Source organism: Neisseria cinerea (genome assembly GCF_900475315.1).
Lineage (GTDB): Bacteria > Pseudomonadota > Gammaproteobacteria > Burkholderiales > Neisseriaceae > Neisseria > Neisseria cinerea.
The window spans coordinates 798,762-820,665 of record NZ_LS483369.1 but is presented as its reverse complement, the minus strand read 5'-3'; the positions used below and the strand labels follow the sequence as shown (position 1 = coordinate 820,665).

Here is a 21,904-nt window from a genome sequence, read left to right as displayed (position 1 = left end):
TCTGTTTATAAAAATGCCGTCTGAAAATATTTCAGACGGCATTTGTTTTGATTGTTTGTATGTCAGGTATATTTTTACGTGAATGCTTACATTTCCATTATAGGAGGGAAGGGCTTGAAATAAGAGGGGGCATTGTGTCTTAAAATAGGTTGTACAGCATTTTCCCAGCAATCAGAAGCAGCATGATGCCGAAGGATTTTTTTAGTTTGGCGGAAGAGAGTTTGTGGGCGGCTTTGACGCCCAAGGGAGCAAAGGTAATGGTTGCCACACTGAGTACGCCGATAGCGGGCAGATAGAGGAAGCCCAGCGAGCCTTCAGGCAGCCCCCCAACTTTCAGGCCGTTTAAAAGATAAGATACCGCACCTGCCAACGCAATTGGCCAGGAGAGGCCGGATGATGTACCGATGGCTTTGTGGGTGGGAAATCCGCAGCGGATTAAGAAAGGGACAGAAAGTGAGCCGCCTCCTATGCCAACCCAGCTTGACATTGTGCCGAATAATGTGGAAACAGCAGTCAGTCCCGGCAATTTTGGCAGCGGATGCGATGCGGTCTGATGACCGGTATGCAATGTTCTGAATGCGACGGCTGTAAAAAACAGGATAAAGAAAATTTGAAGCCAGAATGTGGGGATATATTTTGCGGAGAGCGAACCCAAGAATACGCCGAATATCATGCCCGGCATCATCATGAATACCGTTTTCCAGTCAACCGCCTGTTTTTTGTGCTGTCCCAACATACTGGAGAAGGAAGTAAAGACCATAACGGCAAAGGATGTTCCGACAGCGAGATGTTGGGCATAGGGATGCTGAGCCAATCCTTGGTAACCGAGTACCCATAAAACGACAGGAACAATCAGTGCGCCGCCCCCGACACCGAACAGACCTGCAATAAAACCTGACGCACTGCCCACGAAAAGCAGGAGCAGGATAATTTCCCAATGCCACATTCAATCGGCCTTTCTACGTTTTTTCAAAAAGCGGCGTGCCGCCATAATGTAGCCGGAGAGGCTGTATCCGAAGAAGAACAGGAAGAGGACAAGCGACGGCTCCCAAGTAATCAGCAGCAGCAGCAAAACGGCAATCAGCATGCCGACGAAGGGGACTTGTCTGCGGATATTGATTTCCTTAAAGCTCCAAAACGGAATCTGGACAATCATCGACAGACCGGCAAACAGTGTGATACCTAATGCCCACCAGTGGACGGCGGGGAATTTTTCAACGCTGTGGTTGACCCAAATCAGCCCAACAATCAGTGCGGCCGCGGTCGGACTAGGAACACCGATAAACCAGCGTTTATCGACTTTTCCGATAAGCGTGTTGAAAAGTGCCAGGCGCAGGGCGGCGCAGGCGCAGTAGATAAATGCAACGGAATAACCGATTTTCCCGAATTGCCAAAGTTGCCATTTGTAGGCAATCAGGGCCGGGGCGACACCAAAGCTGACCATGTCTGCAAGGCTGTCAAGTTGTTCTCCGAATGCGCTCTGGCTGTTGGTTAGCCGTGCTACACGTCCGTCCATGCCGTCCAGCAGCATGGAGATAAAAACAGCAATAGCGGCTGTTTCGTAGTGTCCGTGCATAGATTGGGTAATAGCGTAAAAGGCGGAAAATAGTGCGGCAACGGTAAAGGAGTTGGGCAGGAGGTAGATACTGTTTTGACGCAGGGACCGTTGGGAGGTGTTTGGCTGGGTTTCCATAGATAAAGTATCTTTCGGACACGGAAAATCGATAGGGAGATTATAACCCAAACAGCTATCGAACAATACGCCCTGTAAGATATAGCTGTTGGGAAGGTATTTATTTTGTTGATGTTTGGCAGGGGTGATTGGATGATTGGAAAGGAGTGATAATATTAAAATAATTTCCCCATTCACAAACGGATGCCGCAGGGTACATTATAAAATACAGCTTTTTCGTGCGTTGGAAAGTTTGCGCGCAATTGTCGTCTTAATAGATTGTTTATTCGGCAAAGGTTGGCGATGCGTTAATTTGTGTTGTCAAAGTGGGTTGCCGATGCTTCACAGCGTAATTTTTCTAGAGGTATAAAACGATAAGGCGGGAATTATCCTGTTTTTTGTTTATAATGCGGTAGGACATGGACGAACCGTCAGGAATCTATCATGATAAAAAAAATATTGGCAGTATCTGCACTCTGCCTGATTATTGCGCCGGCACAGGCTGCCGATACTTACGGGTATCTTGCTGTTTGGCAGAATCCGCAGGATGAGAACGACGTTTTGCAGATTAAAACCACTAAAGAGGATTCGACACAAAATGAATCGCTTGCCGAGTTGGAGGCTTTTTGCAAAGGACAGGATACGCTTGCGGGGATAGGTGAAGATCAGGCAACTGGATGCCGTTCTGTTGTGCCGTTGAAAAATACTTGCGTTGCATTGGCGTATCCGAAAGCAGAGAGCGGAGTGCGTACCGGTAATGCTGTTGTGATTACTTCGCCACGCTTTACTAGTGTCCATCAGATTGCCCTCAACCAGTGCATCAAAAAATATGGTGCGCAGGGGCAGTGCAGTTTGGAGACGGTTTATTGCACATCGTCTGCCTATTATGGCGGAACGGTCAGTTCTTTAATCCAGCATTTGAAGTAAACAGAATGCCGTCTGAAGAATGTTCAGACGGCATTTATATCGTCAATCAGCTCTCTTTGGAGTCGGGGAGCAGGCGGTTCAGCACAATGGCAAGTACGGCGCACAAACCGACCCCGGCAAAGCTGAAGCTGCCCAGTTTTAGCGTCATACCACCGATGCCCGTCGTCAGTACCGAGCTGACGATAACCAGGTTTTTCGGCAGCATCAAATCGACTTTGGCATCAATCAGGGTTTTGATGCCCAAAGAGGCAATCGTACCAAAAAGCAGCAGCATGATGCCGCCCATAACAGGCATCGGGATGGAGGCTAAGAATGCATTGAATTTGCCGAAGAATGCCATACAAATGGCAAAAACTGCAGCCCAAGTCATAATGACGGGGTTACTGTTTTTAGTAATCATCACAGCACCCGTTACTTCACCGTAAGTTGTAACGGGTGGGCCGCCGATCAAGCCGGCAATGCATACGCCCAAACCATCGCCTGTAAGGGTTTTGTCCAAGCCGGGGTCTTTTGTGTAGTCTTTTCCCGTTACATTGCCGATTGCCATGATGCCGCCGATGTGTTCGATGGCCGGGGCAATTGCGACCGGCAACATAAACAGAGCAGCCTGCCAGTTGACTTGTGGTGTTTCAAAATGCGGGACGGCAAACCAAGGTGCATGTGTCATGCTGGCCGTGTCGACCAGCCCCATCAGCAGTGCAAGGGTATAACCGGAGGCAACGCCGATTAAAATGGGGATCAGCTTCATCATCTTGCTGCCGAAAACCGATACGATGGCGGTAACGGCAAAGGTAAAGCCGGAAAGAATCAGGGAATCGGTATAGTCGATGACCTGTTTTCCGTCTGCCTGTCCCATTGCCATACTGCTTGCCGCTACAGCGACCGACAAGCCGATAACCATAATGACCGGACCGATGACGACCGGCGGCAGCAGCCTATGAACGGCAGCAAGTCCGCGCCAGCGGATTAGTGCGGCAAATACAAAATACATAAATCCCGCAGCAAACAATCCGAACATGGTGGAGGGCAGACCCCATTCACCGATAGCGTAGATAATCGGCGCGATAAACGCAAAAGAAGATCCTAGAAAAATAGGCACTTTGCGTTTGGTGGTAATTTGGAACAATAAGGTTCCTATGCCTGCCCCTAAAAGAGCAAGTGCCGGGTTCAGTCCCGTCAGCAGGGGAACCAGCACCATTGCGCCGAATGCAACGAATAAAATCTGAGCACCGGAAACGGCAAGTTTCAATTGGTTCATACTATCTTCTTTCAGTCGGTTCAAACGGCACGGATTATACTGGTTTGCCGTAATCCTGCGTAAAATACATATTTTGCGCATCAAGTATAAGCTCCGATATGCGGCAGCGGCCCACAGGGGCATGAAAATGGGCGAAATGGAGTATAATCCGACATTTCATATTTAATCCGCAAGCCGTCCGGTGTTTTCAGACGGCATTTTCCGGTAATACGGCATGACAGAAAAATCCAATAAGAAAATCACAAAAGGCAGGGCGGCAAACCAGTCTCAAAATTCTTCCCGCAAGAAAGACAACGGTGCAAGGGGCAATAAGGTTTCCGAACAGCTCAAAGCTGCTAAAGAATTGCAAAAAACCGAAGCAAAGAAGGCACGTCCCGAACATGTCGTCAATCTAATCGCCGACGCATTGTGGCTGATGGGCTTGGCGGCAACCCTGTATCTGACGATTTCCCTGATTAGTTTCGATATGGGGGATCCGTCTTGGTCGCGCAGTTCGCCGGTTGTGGAAGATGCCGCCAATTGGGGAGGTTTGTTCGGAGCATACATTGCCGATGTCGGTTATTATCTTTTCGGCTGGTCTTTCTGGTGGTGGATAGTTGCTGCCTGCGTGATGTTGTATAAAAATTTCCGTCTGCATGCCAAACCGGCACTACCCGGTTCGTACAACCACAAAATTGCCGTCGCCGCACTTTTTATCTTGACGGTATTCAGCCCTGTTTTGGAATATTTTGTGCTGGGCGGAAAATACAGTGAATCCTTGCCGGTCGGTGCGGGTGGTATGGTAGGTATACGTGTCGGCGCTATATTTGCATGGTTATTGGGAAAATCGGGCAGCCTCTTGATTATTTTGGTTGTTTTGTTGTTGTCAGTGTCTTTGCTGGTACAGGTTTCATGGTTGGAAGTGTTGAACGGTACAAGTAGGACGATTCAAAATTGTCTGGCCGTATCGGGTAGAAAAATATCATCACTGGGAAAACGCCGTCCTAATACCAAAAAAGACAGTGTCGATACCCTAAACACCCGCCGTATGGTAAAAGAGGCTAAAAATATTACCGCCAAGCCCGTTATCTCACTCGAAGGCAGTACTAGCAACCGCAAATCTGTAGCAGTCTCTGTTGCGCCGCCGCCTAAAATCCAAGCTTCGCTGTTTGAAGATAACGAAGTCCAGAGCAATGGAGAATATCACAAGCCTGCGTTGAATCTGTTGCGCCTTCCCGATAACGAGCCGGTGAGCATCAATCCTGCCGAATTGGAGCGTACTGCCGAACTGATTGAATCCAAGCTGGCAGAATTCGGCATCGGCGTGCAAGTCGTTTCTGCCACTTCCGGCCCTGTGATTACGCGTTATGAAATCGAGCCTGCGCAAGGCATAAAAGGCAGCCAAATCGTTGCTTTATCTAAAGATTTGGCGCGTTCCATGTCGCTGCAATCCGTACGTATCGTAGAAACCATCGCAGGCAAAAACACGATGGGCATCGAGTTGCCCAACGATAAACGCCAAGATGTGATGTTGAGCGAAATCTTGTCTTCACCCGTGTTTACTGAAGCCAAATCCAAACTGACCGTTGCATTGGGCAAAGACATCGCCGGTACGCCCGTCGTCGGCGACTTGGCGAAAATGCCACACCTTTTGGTTGCTGGTATGACCGGTTCGGGTAAATCCGTCGGCGTGAACGGCATGATTATGTCTATGCTTTTCAAAGCTACGCCGGAAGAAGTCCGCTTCATCATGATTGATCCGAAAATGCTCGAATTAAGCATTTACGACGGTATTCCGCACCTGCTTTGCCCGGTCGTTACCGATATGCGCGAAGCAGGGCAGGCATTGAACTGGTGTGTTGCCGAAATGGAAAAACGCTACCGCCTGCTTTCGCATGCAGGTGTGCGCAACTTGGAGGGCTTCAATCAAAAAGTCGAGGCTGCCAAAGCGGCCGGTAAGCCGCTGTTGAATCCTTTCAGCCTGTCTCCGGATAATCCGGAACCCTTGGAAAAATTACCATTGATTGTGGTCGTTATCGACGAGTTGGCGGACCTGATGATGACCGAACGTAAATCCGTTGAGCAGCAAATCGCACGCCTTGCCCAAAAAGCACGTGCGGCAGGTATTCACATGATTGTCGCGACCCAACGTCCAAGCGTCGATGTCGTGACCGGCTTGATTAAGGCGAACATCCCGACGCGTATGGCGTTTACCGTACAAAGCAAAATTGATAGCCGCACCATCCTTGACCAGATGGGTGCGGACGAGCTGTTGAAATACGGCGATTCACTGTTCCTACAACCGGGCAGCGCCGAGCCAACCCGACTGCAAGGGGCGTTTGTTTCAGACGACGAAGTGCATCAAGTCGTCAACTATGTCAAATCCCAAGCTCCCGCTGACTATGTCGAAGGTTTGCTCAGCGGGGAAGCCGCACTGGAAACCACTAATATCGTCAATCCGAATGCGGGAAGCGACGAATTGTTTGACCAAGCCGTTACCTACATTTTGGAAAGCAAAAAAACTTCAATCTCCTCCCTGCAACGTCAGTTGCGCATCGGCTATAACCGCGCAGCAAACCTGATGGAAGCACTCGAAAATGCAGGTGTCGTTTCACCTGCCGATATTAATGGCAGCCGTAAGATTTTGGCACACAAAGAACATTTTTAGTTTCATATTGGGATTAAGAAGTCTGGGTGGCTGATTTGACGTTTTCAGGCGGCATATTATGTTTGAGAAAACATATTGTGATATACTTCCAAGTTAAGATGTTCCCTTTACGGAGAAGGTAGGGCAATTATTTGTATCGCCGGTACCGTTTTGCCGCTTACCGTCCAATGTCGGAAAAGGGCTGGCTATTTTTATTAACACAACAAATTTAAGGGCTTATGATGAGCGTAACTGTTGAAACTTTAGAAAATCTGGAACGCAAAGTAGTGCTGTCTCTGCCTTGGTCCGAAATCAACGCAGAAACCGATAAAAAACTGAAACAAACCCAGCGCCGTGCAAAAATCGACGGTTTCCGCCCGGGTAAAGCACCTTTAAAAATGATTGCCCAAATGTACGGTGCAAGCGCTCAAAATGATGTCATCAATGAGATGGTTCAACGCCGCTTCTACGATGTTGCCGTTGCCCAAGAATTGAAAGTTGCCGGCTATCCGCGTTTCGAAGGCGTTGAAGAACAAGATGATAAAGAATCCCTGAAAATTGCTGCGATTTTCGAAGTATTCCCTGAAGTCGTTATCGGCGATTTGTCTGCACAAGAAGTTGAAAAAGTAACCGCTTCCGTCGGTGATGCCGAAGTGGACCAAACCGTAGAAATCCTGCGCAAACAACGTACCCGCTTCAACCATGTTGAACGCGAAGCCCAAAACGGCGACCGTGTCATCATCGACTTCGAAGGCAGAATCGACGGCGAACCTTTCGCAGGCGGCGCATCCAAAAACTACGCCTTTGTATTGGGCGCAGGGCAAATGTTGCCTGAATTCGAAGCCGGCGTAGTCGGTATGAAAGCAGGCGAAAGCAAAGACGTTACCGTCAATTTCCCCGAAGACTACCACGGTAAAGACGTTGCCGGTAAATCTGCTGTCTTCACCATCACATTGAACAACGTATCTGAAGCAACTTTGCCTGAAGTTGATGCCGACTTTGCTAAAGCATTGGGTATTGCCGACGGCGACGTTGCCAAAATGCGCGAAGAAGTGAAGAAAAACGTAGGCCGTGAAGTTGAGCGCCGCGTGAAGGAACAAACCAAAGAATCTGTCATGAACGCGCTGCTCAAAGCCGTAGAGCTGAAAGCACCTGTTGCTTTGGTAAATGAAGAAGCCGCACGCTTGGCAAACGAAATGAAACAAAATTTTGTTAACCAAGGCATGGCTGATGCTGCCAACTTGGATCTGCCTTTGGATATGTTCAAAGAACAAGCCGAACGCCGCGTATCTTTGGGTCTGATTTTGGCCAAACTGGTTGATGAAAACAAACTGGAACCGACTGAAGAGCAAATCAAAGCCGTTGTTGCCAACTTTGCAGAAAGCTACGAAGATCCTCAAGAAGTGATCGACTGGTACTACGCAGAGCCTTCCCGCCTACAAGGCCCGACTTCTTTGGCAGTAGAAAGCAACGTTGTTGATTTCGTTTTGGGCAAAGCCAAAGTAACCGAAAAAGCTTTGTCTTTTGACGAAGTGATGGGCGCACAAGCCTAATCATCTTCAAAGGTTTGTCTGAAACAGGCAACTTGAAAGCACCAAAGCGTCCCTTTGGTGCTTTCGTAACATTGACAGGAGACAAGAATGTCCTTCGATTTCAATAATTACCTCGTTCCTACCGTTATCGAACAAAGCGGTCGTGGTGAGCGTGCATTTGATATTTACTCGCGCCTTTTAAAAGAACGCATCGTATTTTTAGTCGGTCCGGTAACCGATGAGTCCGCCAATTTGGTGGTCGCCCAGCTGTTGTTTTTGGAAAGTGAAAATCCTGACAAAGATATTTTCTTTTACATCAATTCGCCCGGCGGTTCGGTAACGGCAGGTATGTCGATTTACGATACTATGAATTTCATCAAACCTAATGTCTCTACTTTGTGCTTGGGGCAAGCGGCAAGCATGGGTGCATTCCTGCTGTCGGCAGGCGAGAAAGGCAAACGTTTCGCCTTGCCCAACAGCCGTATCATGATTCACCAACCTTTAATCAGCGGCGGTTTGGGCGGTCAGGCATCCGATATTGAGATTCACGCACGCGAACTGTTGAAAATCAAAGAAAAACTCAATCGCCTGATGGCCAAACACTGCGGCCGAGACTTGGCAGATTTGGAACGTGACACTGACCGAGACAACTTCATGTCCGCCGAAGAGGCTAAAGAATATGGTCTGATTGATCAAATCTTGGAGAACCGTGCTTCTTTACAGCTTTGATTAATTGGGAGGGAAAATAAATGCCGTCTGAAATGTTTAGACGGCATTTATTTTATAGAGACTGTATCGGGATGACTTTTCCTTTATTGCGTTTAGAACTGTTTTCGCCATAATTGGTTTTAACATATTCCTCTACAATAGCTAGGAATTCGCTTGCAATATTATCACCTTTCAGTGTTATTTTGCGTTCCCCATCTACATAAACAGGTGCGACGGGTGTTTCCCCTGTACCGGGAAGGCTGATTCCGATGTCGGCCAATTTGCTTTCTCCGGGCCCATTGACAACGCAGCCCATTACGGCAACGTTCAGGGATTCAACCCCGGGATAAAGGTTACGCCATATAGACATTTTTTGGCGCAGGTAATTTTGAACATCTTGTGCCAGCTCTTGAAATACGGTACTGGTTGTACGCCCGCAGCCTGGACAGGCAGTTACCATAGGTGTAAATGAACGCAGCCCCATGGTCTGTAAAATTTCTTGTCCGACGATAACTTCCTGTGTTCGAGAACTTCCCGGTTCCGGAGTCAGTGAAATGCGGATTGTATCCCCGATTCCTTCCTGCAATAAGACGGAAAGGGCTGCCGTAGATGCTACAATGCCTTTGCTGCCCATCCCTGCTTCGGTTAATCCCAAATGCAGGGGATAGGCGCAGCGCCTACCCAATTCATGATAGACTTGAATCAGATCTTGGACAGAGCTGACTTTACACGAAAGGATAATTTTGTCTTCGGGTAATCCTAGCCGAACGGCTTTTTCGGCAGACTCCAAGGCGGAAACAATCAGGGCTTCTTTCATAATTTCCTGAGGAGGTTTTGGAGAGGCAGATGCCTGATTGGCATCCATCATGCGCTTGGCAAGGCTTTGATCCAAAGAACCCCAGTTTACGCCGATGCGGACAGCTTTGTTGTTTTCTGCAGCCGTCCGAATCATAAAGGCAAACTTTTCATCGCCTTTTGCACCTTTACCGACATTGCCGGGATTGATGCGGTATTTAGACAGGGCTTTGCCGCAATCGGGAAATTCGGCCAAAAGGCGTTCACCGTTGAAATGGAAATCACCAATAAGGGGGGTGGGATAGCCCATATCGTCTAAGCGCTGGCGGATTTCTGCAACTTTAGATGCTGCTTCGGGACTGTTAACAGTAATACGCACCATTTCTGAACCTGCATCGCTTAATTCTTTGACCTGCAATGCAGTGGCTTGGGCATCTGCGGTGTCGGTATTGGTCATAGATTGGATGATGACGGGTGCTTCTGAACCAACAATGATGTGATCGATATGGACTTGGTGTGTCTTACGGCGTTGGAGTGTGTTCATAAGGTTCGAATCTGTTTATTGACCTGTGATAACAGTCTGTAATTCTTCTGAGTAAGGGAAGTTTGCCTGCAACTGTGCTTCATATTCGTATGCCGCCTGTGAGCTTCCGAGAGATTTGGCAATTTTCCAACCAAGCAGCAAATCATCCGCCTGTAGGACTTCAACCTTACTTTGGTATTTTTTAAAATAATAGTCCGCATCATTCAATTGGCCGGCAAGCATTTTAGTACGTGCCAGTTCTTTAAATGCAGGAGGAAACTGCGGCTGTGCGGCAAGTGAACGTTCTAAGTAGGCTTCTGCCAATCCAAGCTGCCCTTGTTTTGCACTGCATATGCCTTTATTCAAATTGGCAACAAACGGAGTCGGGTAGGTAGGATCTGCCAATGCTTTATCAAAGTGGGGCATCGCTTCTGCAGGCCGGTTGAGCGTGCCGCATAAGAACCAGCCGTAGTTATTGTTGATTTCAGCGTTGTCGGGTTTTAGGGAGAGTGCCTGCAGGAAACTCTCCTGAGCTTTATCATTTACTTTCAGATATTGATAGATTTCGGCACGGACAAGCCAGGCAAGTTCGTTTTTGCTGTCTGTTTTCAGTGCATCTTCAATACTTGCCGTTGCCTGGCGGTAGTCTTGCCCGCGCATATACTCCATGGCCAATTGGGTTTTAATGTTGGAAACCTGATTGGCTTTTTCTGCGCTTGAGGGTTGATAAGAGGTGCTGCATGCGCTTAGAGCAATCACAGCTAAGAAGAACAATTTTTTGGATATATGAAAGGGCATCATAATTCCCCCCGTTGTTCGATTAAAATCTGTTGCCATTTTTGCTGACGGCGTGTTTTATCCTGAACCTGGCCTGCTAATTGTCCGCAAGCGGCATCGATATCGTCGCCACGAGTTTTTCGAACGGTAACGACAAATCCGGCTTGTTGCAGGATATCTCTGAAAATACGGATGTTTTCGTTACTTGAACGTTCATATCCCGAATTAGGGAAAGGATTAAACGGGATTAAATTGAATTTGCAGGGAACATCTTTGACCAGTTCAATAAGTTCGTATGCATGTTGTGCCTTATCGTTGACACCGTCCAGCATCACATACTCGAAAGTAATAAAATCCCTGGGTGCTTTGACTAAATAACGCTGGCATGCTGCCATTAATTCTTTCAGCGGGTATTTTTTATTTAGCGGTACGATTTTGTTACGGACTTCGTCATTGGAAGCATGGAGAGAAACAGCCAAAGCTACAGGCATGGTATCACGCAGTTTATCCATCTGGGGAACCATACCCGAGGTGGAAACCGTTACGCGGCGGCGGCTTAGACCATAGCCATGATCATCTAACATGATACTCAGTGCGGTAACGACATTTTCAAAATTTGCCATTGGTTCGCCCATACCCATCATGACGACGTTGGAAATTACGCGCTCATTTTTCGGAGTAACCCCCATGGCTTTGTTTGCCCACCACAATTGGCCGATAATCTCGGCTGCACTCAGATTGCGGTTGAAACCTTGTCTGCCGGTCGAACAAAATGTGCATTCCAGCGCGCAGCCGACCTGAGATGAAATACAGAGTGTGCCGCGTTCGGACTCGGGGATAAAGACAGTTTCTACTCCGTTTCCCGTTCCGACATCTAAAAGCCATTTGCGGGTGCCGTCTGAAGATTCTTGCGACATCATAAGCTTAGGAATATCGATGCTTGCCTGTTCATTTAATTTATAGCGCAACGATTTTGCCAAGTCGGTCATTTCATCAAAATTTTGCGCGCCGGATTGGTGTATCCAACGCATAACTTGTTTGGCGCGGAAAGGTTTTTCGCCCATATCGGCAAAGTGCCGGGTCAGCCCTTGGAGGTCGTAGTTGAGTAGATTGGTTTTCATATGGTTATATTTCTTAAATTAGGCTTTTCACAAAATGGCCGGTTCGGCAAATTTGATTGAAAGCCTTTGTAACAGAACTTTCAGACGGCATGGACAGGTTTCATGCCGTCTGATAATGGGTCTGTGTAGGTGTATTATATTAACGTGGGCAGATTTCGGTTTGGCTGAAGAAGTAGGCAATTTCCAAGGCGGCGTTTTCCGTACTGTCAGAACCGTGTACGGCATTAATACTGACGGAGGTGGCAAAGTCTGCCCGTATCGTACCTTCGGCTGCTTCGGCAGGATTGGTTGCCCCCATCAGCTCCCGGTTTTTCAGAACGGCATTTTCCCCTTCCAAAACCTGAATCATTACAGGACCGCTGGTCATAAATTCAACCAATTTGGCATAGAAGGGACGCTCTTTGTGAATCGCATAGAATTCCTGAGCCTCTTTGAGGGTAAGTTGTTTCATTTTGGCCGCAACGATTTTCAAACCGTTTTCTTCAAAACGGCTGTATATTTTACCGATAACGTTTTTGCCGACGGCATCGGGTTTGATAATGGAAACGGTGCGTTCAATCGCCATGCTATATCCTTATTTTTTATTTATTAAAGTTAGAGACAGTATTATTTTATCGAGAAAAAATTTATCTAACCTAATCCTTCGGTGATAAGGTCAAGTGAGGTTGTTCCAAATAAACTTCGGACTGCATTTCAACCATCCGGCTAGCAGTACGGGTAAATTCTTCGGCAAAATCACCTTCTGTATAGATATGGTTGACATCTACCGCGCTGGTGGCACACAGTTTGACTCGGAAATCATAAAGGACATCAATCAGCCAAGTCAGACGTCGTGCTTCTGCCTTTTCTTGGGGAGAGAGTTTTTCCAAACCTGAAAGAAAAACCATTTCATAATGTTCTGCCAAATATAGATAGTCGGACTGTGAACGGGGGCCGAAGCACAGTGCGCGGAAATCAAACCATATGGCGCGACCGAACTCGGCTTTGTGGGGAATTTCCCGGCCGTGGATAGTGCTGATGCCGGGATTTAAATCGGTAATACCTGCCATTTCTTTGAACAGTTTTGCCAATTTCGCCTCATTTTCTTCATCGGCAGGCGTAAAGAAAATCTCGGCAGGGCGAAGGGTTCGCAGTCGGTAGTCTTCCCCTCCGTCAACATTTAAGACTGTCAGGCTGGATTCGATGAGTGCAATTGTGGGAAGAAAACTGCTTCGGTTTTGACCTTGTGGGTAGAGTTCGGAAGGGGCGTAGTTTGAAGTTGCCACCAAAACAACACCTTCGTTTAGTAGGTTTTCCAGCAGACGGCCTAAAATCATTGCGTCTGCAATATCACTTACATGGAATTCGTCAAAGCACAATACGCGGGTTTCTTTGGCAATCTCGGCGGCAACGGATTTCAACGGATTGGCTTCGCTCTTTAGTACTTTCAGGCGCTGGTGGATTTCCGCCATAAAAGCATGAAAGTGAACGCGGCGTTTGCGGCGGTAAGGGAGACAACCGAAAAAAGCATCCATCAAAAAGCTTTTACCACGGCCGACACCGCCATAGAAATAAAGCCCTTTGGGGACTTGCGGAGAACGCAAACTCCTACCTAAAAAACGGTTTCTTTTGCGTTTGAACATCATCAGCTCGGTCCAGAGTCTGTCGAGGTATTCAATGGCGTTTGCCTGTGCCTGATCATGGATAAAATTAGGCGATTGGGAAGCAACCTGATACCAGGTCAGCGGACTGTGGTTTTCAAATGGAGGAGCTTTAAAAAGTTGGTCTCTATTGCTCATATTTAACCTTGTTATACTTCTTGTGGCTAAGAAAGAAAATGCTTACCAGCCGGTATTATAAATGATTTCCTTCAAACTTGGCGTTTTCCGTGGAAAAGAATAATGAAGCGTGCAAGGAGCTTGTATAAGCAAAGATGGTGTTTCAATATAATGTTGATATTACCAATTCATTGAACGAAATGCCTTTTGTTTAAGGCTGTGTTTTAATATTGAAGAAGGATAAATTAAACAGATGGTGAATCGTGAGGCTGCCACGCCGACATCAGCTTGAGTAGAGCCGAAAACACAAAAGGCTGCTTATGTAAATTTGATCATGAATGATACAAAGCCTGAAAGTGAGGTAGGAAATACGGGCGATTTTAGTGTTTGACCAATCAAGGTTTAAGCTCAAAAATCAGACTAATCAAATGAAGGGCTGGGTTCAGTAATCCGTAGAGCCAGCTCCTTCTGGTTCAGACGGCATACGTTTATGTTGGCATTTTGCCGGCACTTTTTACCGCCCTCGTGCCGGCTATCCCAAATGCTTTGAAAACTGACCGCTCTTTAGCTTACTTCAAAAATGCCGCATGATAGGCAATATGCTCACCAATAAAACTGGCAATGAAGTAATAGCTATGATCGTAGCCTTTGTGGAAGCGCACATCGGCCGGTTGATTTGCCGCACGACAGGTTTCGATAAAATCTTCGGTACGCAATTGTGTCGGCAAAAACTCATCTTCCAAACCCTGATCAATGCGCATACCTCGTACTTTATAGCCTTGTTGGATGAGCGAGCTGGCATCATATTGCTGCCATTTTTCGCAATCTTTTCCTAAATAGGCAGAAAAGGCTTTTTCTCCCCAAGGCACAAGGCTTGGCGACAAAATGGGCGAAAAGGCAGAAACACTTTGATAACGTTCTCGGTTTCGCAGTGCCAATACCAATGCGCCGTGTCCGCCCATTGAATGTCCCATGATGGAACATTTGCCGTTGGTAGGAAAATTTTCCTCAATCAGACCAGGCAACTCGTTCAAAATATAATCATACATTTGATAATTCGTCGCCCAAGGCTGCTCGGTCGCATTCAGATAAAAGCCAGCACCTTGCCCTAAATCGTAAGCAGCATCGTTCGGCACTTGCTCTCCGCGAGGGCTGGTATCGGGGGCAACCACAATCACTTGATGTTCCGCCGCATAACGTTGAAAACCTGATTTGGTAATGAAATTTTGTTCCGTACACGTTAATCCAGAAAGCCAATAAATCACACCAAGCGGTCGATTCTCCTGATTATCCGGCAAATAGACGGCAAATTTCATTTCGCATTGAAGCGTTTGGGCATCATGTGCCCAAACTTGTTGCGAACCACCAAAAATTTGATGTTGTTCAATCAGTTTCATCGCATACCTTAGTAATGAATAACAGCGCGGATCGATTTACCTTCGTGCATTAACTCAAAGGCTTCATTGATTCGATCGAGCGTCATTGTGTGGGTTACAAATGGTTCCAATTCGATGTCGCCTTTCATTGAATCTTCCACCATTTTCGGCAGTTCAGAGCGACCTTTCACGCCGCCAAACGCCGTGCCTTTCCAAACACGACCTGTGACCAACTGGAACGGACGAGTTGAAATTTCTTGTCCTGCACCCGCTACGCCGATGATAATGGATTGTCGCCAGCCACGGTGCGCACTTTCTAATGCCTGGCGCATTACGTTTACGTTACCGATACATTCAAAGGTATGGTCAATACCCCATTTATTGATGTTTAACAACACATCTTTAATTGGTTTATCGTAATCGTTCGGATTTAAACAATCCGTTGCACCAAACTGTTTTGCCAACTCGAATTTTGCAGGATTAGTATCAATGGCGATAATACGACCGGCTTTAGCTTGACGCGCACCTTGCACCACAGCCAAACCAATCGCTCCCAAGCCAAACACAGCAACAGAGTCGCCTTCTTGCACTTTTGCCGTATTATGTACCGCACCAATACCTGTGGTAACGCCACAGCCGAGCAAACATACTTGTTCGTGGTTGGCTTCTGGATTAATTTTCGCCAGTGAAACTTCGGCAACAACTGAGTATTCACTGAAAGTCGAACAGCCCATATAGTGATAGATCGGCTGACCTTGATAAGAAAAACGCGTCGTGCCGTCCGGCATTAAGCCTTTACCTTGTGTATCACGCACTGAAACGCATAGATTGGTTTTACCTGAACGGCAAAACTCACATTCGCTACATTCAGCGGTATAAAGAGGAATGACGTGATCACCTGGTTTTACGCTTGACACACCTTCGCCCACAGCAACGACCACACCCGCACCTTCGTGTCCAAGCACCACAGGGAACACACCTTCAGGATCGCTTCCTGATAACGTAAATGCATCAGTATGACACACGCCAGTGTGGGTGTTGCGGATTAACACCTCGCCTTTGCGTGGCATTTCTACATCGATTTCCACAATTTGTAAGGGTTGATTTGGGGCAAATGCCACCGCCGCATGAGATTTGATGGTTGAATTGGTTTGTTTAATTTCCATTATTTTTCCTCTTAATTCATTGACAAAATAGCCTTGCCTAAGCAACATATCAATAGTTTACACTTTAGAGTTCACTCCAAGGCAAGTGTTTTTTACCATTTTTGTTTAGAGGAAAGAATAATGGCTTATACCACTGCTAAAGCCGCCGAAAAAATAGGTATCTCTGCACACACCCTACGTTTTTACGACAAAGAAGGCTTATTACCTAATATCGGACGTGATGAATACGGTAATCGTTGTTTTACCGATAACGATTTGCAATGGTTGAGTTTATTGCAATGCTTGAAAAATACAGGAATGAGCTTAAAAGACATCAAACGCTTTGCGGAATGTACCATCATTGGCGACGATACCATTGAAGAACGCCTTTCCTTATTTAAAAATCAAACAGAAAATGTGAAGTGTCAAATTGCCGAATTAAAACGCTATTTAGATTTGCTTGAATACAAATTAGCATTTTATCAAAAAGCTAAAGCGTTAGGCTCGGTAAAAGCCGTGAATTTGCCGCAAATTCCTGAAAAGGCTTAGTTTCAGTGTAATAAGCAAAATTTTGTGTTGTTCGAAATAGAAATTAGCAATTTGTTGTTTAAAAAGTAGATTGTAATTAATTATAAAAAATCTACATCTTAACCGATTGGTCGTTTAACCCAAAGTATTGAAGAAGCAGATGAAGTTAAATCACGTGGCTATGTTTTAACAAACAGTTGATTTTGACTGCAGATCAGGGGATAAGATGATTTTTCATTTAGATAGAAACCTATCCTGTCGGATAAAAAGAATTTCGTTTAACTCATAAGTTGATATTAACGGAATATCAAAACTCTTCCTTATTTAATAGAATAGACTTTCAGTCAAAAAATAATCGGTCTGCCCCTTATTTATACTTGGCTCAGGTCAACTGATTGTTAAAATGTGGCCTAAAGAAAAACGCCGCGTGGTGGCGGCGTTTTGATGCTAAGGTTTAGTTGGCATTTTCTTTTAAAGCCAAGTCAACCCGTTCACGTAATTCCTTACCGGGTTTGAAGTGGGGTACATGTTTTTCAGGTACTTCCACTCGATCTCCAGTTTTAGGGTTACGACCGATACGGGCAGGACGATGGTTCAAATCGAAGCTGCCGAATCCCCGGATTTCGATACGTTGACCTCGAGCAAGCGATCGAGTCATGGTATCGACCAAGACTTTTACGCTGTACTCTACGTCTTTTGCCAGAAGATGGGTACCGTTTTTAGCGGCAAACACTTCTGCCAAACGAACCATTAACTCAGACTTTGTCATGTCTGCAACCTTATTCTTGTTCGCCGGACAGTTTGGCTTTCAACAAGTCACCTAAGCTGGTGGTACCGGCATTGGCAGTTGCAGCAGCATTAACTGAATTCAGTGCTTCGCGGTTTTCTTTAGCGTCTTTCGCTTTTACAGACAGACGGATGCTGCGGTTTTTGCGGTCAACGGTAACGATAACGGCTTCAACTTCGTCGCCTTCTTTCAGTTTGGTAGTCAGGTCTTCAACGCGGTCGGCGGCGAATTCGGAAGCAGGCAGGTAACCTTCAACTTCTTCAGACAGGGAAACTACTGCGCCTTTAGCGTCAACAGATTTTACAGAACCTTTAACCAGAGAGCCTTTGTCGTTTACGCTGATGAAGTTGCCGAACGGATCGCCTTCCAGTTGTTTGATACCCAGGGAAATGCGTTCTTTTTCAACATCGATTGCCAATACAACGGCTTCAACTTCTTCGCCTTTTTTGTATTTACGTACGGCTTCTTCTCCGGCTTCGGTCCAAGAGAGGTCAGACAAGTGAACCAGGCCGTCGATGCCGCCGGGCAGACCAACGAAGATACCGAAATCGGTAATGGATTTAACGGCACCGGAAATCTTGTCGCCTTTGTTGTGATTGGCGGCAAACTCTTCCCAAGGATTAGCTTGGCATTGTTTCATGCCCAAAGAGATACGGCGGCGGTTTTCATCGATTTCGAGGATCATTACTTCGACTTCGTCGCCCAATTGTACAACTTTGCTCGGGTGTACGTTTTTGTTGGTCCAGTCCATTTCGGAAACGTGTACCAAGCCTTCGATGCCTTGTTCGATTTCAACGAACGCACCGTAGTCGGTCAGGTTGGATACTTTACCGAACAGGCGGGTGCCTTGCGGATAACGGCGGGTCAGGCCGCTCCAAGGATCTTCGCCCAGTTGTTTCATACCCAGAGAAACGCGTTGTTTGTCTTGGTCGAATTTCAGGACTTTGGCTTCTACTTCTTGACCGACTTCCAGAACTTCGCTTGGATGTTTCACACGGCGCCATGCCAGGTCGGTGATGTGCAACAGACCGTCGATACCGCCCAAGTCAACGAATGCACCGTAATCGGTGATGTTTTTAACGATACCTTTGATGATAGAGCCTTCTTGCAGGTTTTCCAGCAGGGCTTTGCGCTCTTCGCCCAAAGTAGCTTCCAGAACGGCGCGGCGGGACACAACAACGTTGTTGCGTTTTTTGTCCAGTTTGATCACTTTGAATTCAATTTCTTTGCCTTCGAAGTGAGAAGTGTCTTTTACAGGACGTACGTCAACCAAAGAACCCGGCAGGAATGCGCGGATGCTGTTGATCATAACGGTCAGGCCGCCTTTGACTTTGCCATTGATAACGCCGGACAGGATGTCGCCGTTTTCCATCGCTTCTTCCAAAGCGATCCAGTCGGCAGCGCGTTTGGCTTTTTCGCGGGACAGTTTGGTTTCGCCGAAGCCGTTTTCAACAGATTCGATGGTAACGGTAACGAAATCGCCAACTTTAACTTCAATCTCGCCCTGAGCGTTTTTGAATTCGGCAACGTCAATCAGAGATTCTGATTTCAGACCTGCGTTTACGGTAACGAAGTTTTGATCGATGCCGACTACTTCGGCAGTAATCACTTCACCCGGGTTCATTTCTTGCAGGGTAAAGCTTTCTTCAAGCAGCTGGGCAAAATTTTCCATAGTCATATATTCTCTTTTCGGTACACCGCCAAGGGGTGCGGGGTAGGTTGGTGGATATCTGCCGCCCTTGGCGCGGCAGACGGATAAATAAAGATTTCAGACGGCATATGGGGAAATTCATGCCGTCTGAAACGCAATGCGGGCGATTATACCTGAAAATTTAAACTTTATGATACCAATCAAGTACTTTTTTTATAGATTCTTCTATGCTCATATGGCTTGTGTCCAGAAGCAGGGCATCGGGTTGCTGTTTTAGGGGGGCGAGCGTGCGGTTGCGGTCTGCTTCGTCTCTGGCTTTAATGTCGGATAGGATGCGGTCGAATGCAGGGCCTTCGCAGGGGATGCCGATTTGTTTGGCGCGGCGTTCGGCCCTGATTTTGGATTCTGCCGTCAGGAAGATTTTGAGTTCGGCTTCGGGGAATACGACTGATCCGATGTCCCGTCCGTCGGCAACTAGCCCTTTGGCGGTTAGGAAGTCGCGTTGTCGTTGCAGCAGGGCGGCACGAACTTTAGGCAATTGCGCAACGGCGGATGCCCCCATACCTACGGCTTCTGTCCGTATGCTGTCTGAAACGTCTTCTCCGTCAAGCAGGATGCTGCTTCCTGCAAATACGGTAGGTAGTTTTTCGGCAAGTTCGGAAACACGGTGCTCGTCATGCCATTGGACACCTTGTTTTTGTGCATACAGTGCGGTCAGACGATAAAGTGCTCCAGAATCGAGATAGTCATATCCCAATGCGGCTGCTACTCGGGAGGCTACCGTTCCCTTACCTGATGCTCCCGGACCGTCGATAGCAATTACTTTTTGTCTGTTCATAAAAGGTATTCCTGATAATTCGGCATGTGGGATTTTTAATTTTACATGCCGTCCTAAGGGTGTTTCCCGTTGATGGGCTGATTCTACCTGTTTCAAAGGATTATTGTCTAAGCGTGCGAATTACCGGTTACTCAGGAAATTTTAATCGAACTTAAGAACCTGATAAATTTGTTCGGATTTTAGCATTTCGGATATTGGAGTGGAAATAAAAGCAATGCCGTCTGAAGTCAGTATGGCTTTCAGACGGCATTAATCGGTGTGAATCAGAAAAGGTTGCTGACAAAAATCAGCAGGATTACGAGGGGCACGAGGTATTTCACATAGGCAAACCAGATATTGACCGTCGTATGATTGCCTTTATAAAGTAGTTCGTCCTTCGCTTCGTCCTTCATCACGAAACCGACAAACAATGCGGAGCCGAGCGCGGTCAGCATAAACAAGATGTTGCCGCTGATGTAGTCAAAAGCGTCAAAAATATTTTTGCCAAATATGGAAACATCTTTCCACGGACCATAGCTCAGAATGGACGGAATATTGCCGAAGATGAAGATGGCGGACAATACAATCGTGATTGCGGCGGTACGGCGGATTTTGGTTTTTTCCTGAATGGTCGTAATCAACACTTCATAAATCGTCAGCGAAGTTGTCAACGCGGCAATCAGGAGTAGAGAGAAGAAAATGACGGCGAACACAGGTCCTGCCCACATATGCGAGAACACAATCGGCAAACTTTGGAACACCAAAGTCGGGCCGGAATTGGGTGCGACGCCGAAGCTGAAGAGCGACGGGAAAATCATAAAGCCTGCAAGTACGGCGATGATGGTATTGGTAATTGCCGTGATAACTGCCGTCTGAACCAGATTTTCGTTTTTATCCAGATAGCTGGATAAGGTAATCATCACGCCGAAACCCAAGCTCAAGGCGAAAAATACTTGTCCCAAAACGAAGACGAAAAGTTCGGTGGTAATCTTGCTGAAATCAGGCTTCAGATAGAAAGTAATCCCTTCCATTGCGCCCGGCAGGGTAACGTTGCGTACGACCATGGCAATCAGGAACAAAAACAACAGCGGCATCAGGTATTTCGCTGCTTTTTCAATACCGCCGATAACGCCTTTGACTAAAATCCATTGGTTCACAACGACAAACAAGAAAGTGTAGAACGCAATTTCCCAAGGGCTGTTTTCGATATGTTCGGTAAAGAAGCTTTTCGTTAGTTCGCCGTTGACAGGGCTGGAAATATTCAGGTTTCCGCCAATAATATTAACGATATAGCTGATTACCCAGCCACCGAGCACCATGTAATACGCCATAATGCCGAACGCACCGACCAAGCCCATCCAGCCGACCAGCTTCCAAATTTTGGCGACGGGTTTGCCGTTCATAGAGCCGCCGAACGCATCCAGCGCATTCACACCTTTGCGCCGCCCGATGACGTTTTCTACCAAAATCATCGGGATGCCGATAACGAGCATGGCGATACAGAATAAAAATACATACGCGCCGCCGCCGTTTTCACCGACTAGGTAAGGAAAACGCCAAGTTGCGCCAAAGCCGACGGTTGCTCCGGCAACGGTCAGGATATAGGTTAATCGGCTGGACCAGGTTTGACGATTGGTGTTGGAAGACATATTGCAACAGTGTTTGATTAAGATGAGGTGGAAATTCTACACGCGTTTTTTAACAGGAACTGACTGATTGTTTTTTAAGTGTATAGTTATTTTCACTGATGGAGTTATATTTTATAGGGGATATTGCTAATTTGTATAAATCAACAAGGATTGAATCAGATTTTATAGATGGATTAATCGTTTATTTTTCTACAACGGGACGGTGAAATGAAATTTCAGATGTCATATGGGTGGAGATGTTGCACCGGTAATAGT

General features: G+C 46.7%; 19 protein-coding genes. 5 read left to right on the top strand and 14 right to left on the bottom strand.

All coding sequences use genetic code 11. The features are described from left to right. Positions 1 to 139 precede the first annotated feature (139 nt). The gene (locus DQM57_RS04340) at positions 140 to 946 is read right to left on the bottom strand and encodes a sulfite exporter TauE/SafE family protein (RefSeq protein WP_111727054.1); all 807 of its coding nucleotides are present in this window, start codon (positions 944 to 946) and stop codon (positions 140 to 142) included. After that, positions 947 to 1,693 (bottom strand): CDP-diacylglycerol--serine O-phosphatidyltransferase, encoded by a 747-nt coding sequence (gene pssA, locus DQM57_RS04335; RefSeq protein ID WP_107859941.1) that lies wholly within the window; start codon positions 1,691 to 1,693, stop codon positions 947 to 949. It abuts the gene before it with no gap. A gap of 423 nt (positions 1,694 to 2,116) precedes the next feature. On the opposite strand from pssA, the gene DQM57_RS04330 reads away from it, so the two are divergent. Further along, entirely contained in the window at positions 2,117 to 2,599 is a 483-nt protein-coding gene (locus tag DQM57_RS04330) for a DUF4189 domain-containing protein (RefSeq protein WP_111727052.1), read from the top strand. Between the two features lie 46 nt (positions 2,600 to 2,645). On the opposite strand, the gene DQM57_RS04325 is transcribed toward DQM57_RS04330, so the two are convergent. Next, positions 2,646 to 3,857 carry a uracil-xanthine permease family protein gene (locus tag DQM57_RS04325; RefSeq protein WP_111727050.1) on the bottom strand — a complete coding sequence of 404 codons (1,212 nt, stop codon included), beginning with the start codon at positions 3,855 to 3,857 and terminating at the stop codon, positions 2,646 to 2,648. A gap of 214 nt (positions 3,858 to 4,071) precedes the next feature. On the opposite strand from DQM57_RS04325, the gene DQM57_RS04320 reads away from it, so the two are divergent. From DQM57_RS04320 to clpP, 3 genes are all read left to right on the top strand, one after another. Continuing rightward, positions 4,072 to 6,504: a DNA translocase FtsK gene (locus DQM57_RS04320; protein ID WP_108043633.1), complete on the top strand. Its 2,433-nt coding sequence runs from the start codon at positions 4,072 to 4,074 to the stop codon at positions 6,502 to 6,504. Positions 6,505 to 6,725: 221 nt separating this feature from the next. Then, positions 6,726 to 8,036, top strand: a complete 1,311-nt coding sequence (tig, locus tag DQM57_RS04315) for a trigger factor (RefSeq protein ID WP_167395532.1) — start codon at positions 6,726 to 6,728, stop codon at positions 8,034 to 8,036. Between the two features lie 87 nt (positions 8,037 to 8,123). Further along, positions 8,124 to 8,744 (top strand): ATP-dependent Clp endopeptidase proteolytic subunit ClpP, encoded by a 621-nt coding sequence (gene clpP / locus DQM57_RS04310; RefSeq protein WP_107859946.1) that lies wholly within the window; start codon positions 8,124 to 8,126, stop codon positions 8,742 to 8,744. Between the two features lie 52 nt (positions 8,745 to 8,796). Here the strand turns inward: clpP and ispG are convergent, their stop codons facing one another. From ispG to DQM57_RS04275, 7 genes are all read right to left on the bottom strand, one after another. Next, on the bottom strand, positions 8,797 to 10,062 hold the full coding sequence (gene ispG / locus DQM57_RS04305; RefSeq protein ID WP_108043635.1) for a flavodoxin-dependent (E)-4-hydroxy-3-methylbut-2-enyl-diphosphate synthase: 1,266 nt from the start codon (positions 10,060 to 10,062) through the stop codon (positions 8,797 to 8,799). Positions 10,063 to 10,077: 15 nt separating this feature from the next. Continuing rightward, positions 10,078 to 10,839 (bottom strand): type IV pilus biogenesis/stability protein PilW, encoded by a 762-nt coding sequence (gene pilW, locus DQM57_RS04300; protein WP_108043742.1) that lies wholly within the window; start codon positions 10,837 to 10,839, stop codon positions 10,078 to 10,080. Next, positions 10,839 to 11,939 carry a dual-specificity RNA methyltransferase RlmN gene (gene rlmN, locus DQM57_RS04295; RefSeq protein ID WP_107859948.1) on the bottom strand — a complete coding sequence of 367 codons (1,101 nt, stop codon included), beginning with the start codon at positions 11,937 to 11,939 and terminating at the stop codon, positions 10,839 to 10,841. The genes pilW and rlmN overlap by 1 nt, the downstream gene beginning before the upstream one ends. 139 nt (positions 11,940 to 12,078) lie before the next feature. Beyond that, positions 12,079 to 12,504, bottom strand: coding sequence for a nucleoside-diphosphate kinase (gene ndk, locus DQM57_RS04290; protein WP_003675190.1), 426 nt, complete (start codon positions 12,502 to 12,504; stop codon positions 12,079 to 12,081). A gap of 70 nt (positions 12,505 to 12,574) precedes the next feature. Then, entirely contained in the window at positions 12,575 to 13,717 is a 1,143-nt protein-coding gene (zapE, locus tag DQM57_RS04285; protein WP_111727045.1) for a cell division protein ZapE, read from the bottom strand. A gap of 548 nt (positions 13,718 to 14,265) precedes the next feature. Further along, positions 14,266 to 15,093, bottom strand: a complete 828-nt coding sequence (gene fghA / locus DQM57_RS04280; protein WP_111727043.1) for an S-formylglutathione hydrolase — start codon at positions 15,091 to 15,093, stop codon at positions 14,266 to 14,268. An 8-nt stretch (positions 15,094 to 15,101) separates the two neighbouring features. Continuing rightward, the gene (locus DQM57_RS04275; protein WP_111727041.1) at positions 15,102 to 16,238 is read right to left on the bottom strand and encodes an S-(hydroxymethyl)glutathione dehydrogenase/class III alcohol dehydrogenase; all 1,137 of its coding nucleotides are present in this window, start codon (positions 16,236 to 16,238) and stop codon (positions 15,102 to 15,104) included. Between the two features lie 120 nt (positions 16,239 to 16,358). Here DQM57_RS04275 and DQM57_RS04270 point away from each other — a divergent pair, with 120 nt between their 5' ends. Further along, on the top strand, positions 16,359 to 16,766 hold the full coding sequence (locus DQM57_RS04270; protein WP_107859953.1) for a MerR family transcriptional regulator: 408 nt from the start codon (positions 16,359 to 16,361) through the stop codon (positions 16,764 to 16,766). Positions 16,767 to 17,199: 433 nt separating this feature from the next. Here the strand turns inward: DQM57_RS04270 and DQM57_RS04265 are convergent, their stop codons facing one another. From DQM57_RS04265 to DQM57_RS04250, 4 genes are all read right to left on the bottom strand, one after another. Then, positions 17,200 to 17,514: an integration host factor subunit beta gene (locus DQM57_RS04265; RefSeq protein ID WP_003675203.1), complete on the bottom strand. Its 315-nt coding sequence runs from the start codon at positions 17,512 to 17,514 to the stop codon at positions 17,200 to 17,202. 10 nt (positions 17,515 to 17,524) lie between these two features. Then, a complete protein-coding gene (gene rpsA / locus DQM57_RS04260; protein ID WP_111727040.1) occupies positions 17,525 to 19,210 on the bottom strand; it encodes a 30S ribosomal protein S1 in 1,686 nt (561 codons plus the stop codon). Between the two features lie 154 nt (positions 19,211 to 19,364). After that, on the bottom strand, positions 19,365 to 20,021 hold the full coding sequence (gene cmk / locus DQM57_RS04255) for a (d)CMP kinase (protein ID WP_111727038.1): 657 nt from the start codon (positions 20,019 to 20,021) through the stop codon (positions 19,365 to 19,367). Positions 20,022 to 20,284: 263 nt separating this feature from the next. Beyond that, positions 20,285 to 21,649, bottom strand: a complete 1,365-nt coding sequence (locus DQM57_RS04250) for a sodium-dependent transporter (RefSeq protein WP_107859956.1) — start codon at positions 21,647 to 21,649, stop codon at positions 20,285 to 20,287. Positions 21,650 to 21,904 lie beyond the last annotated feature (255 nt).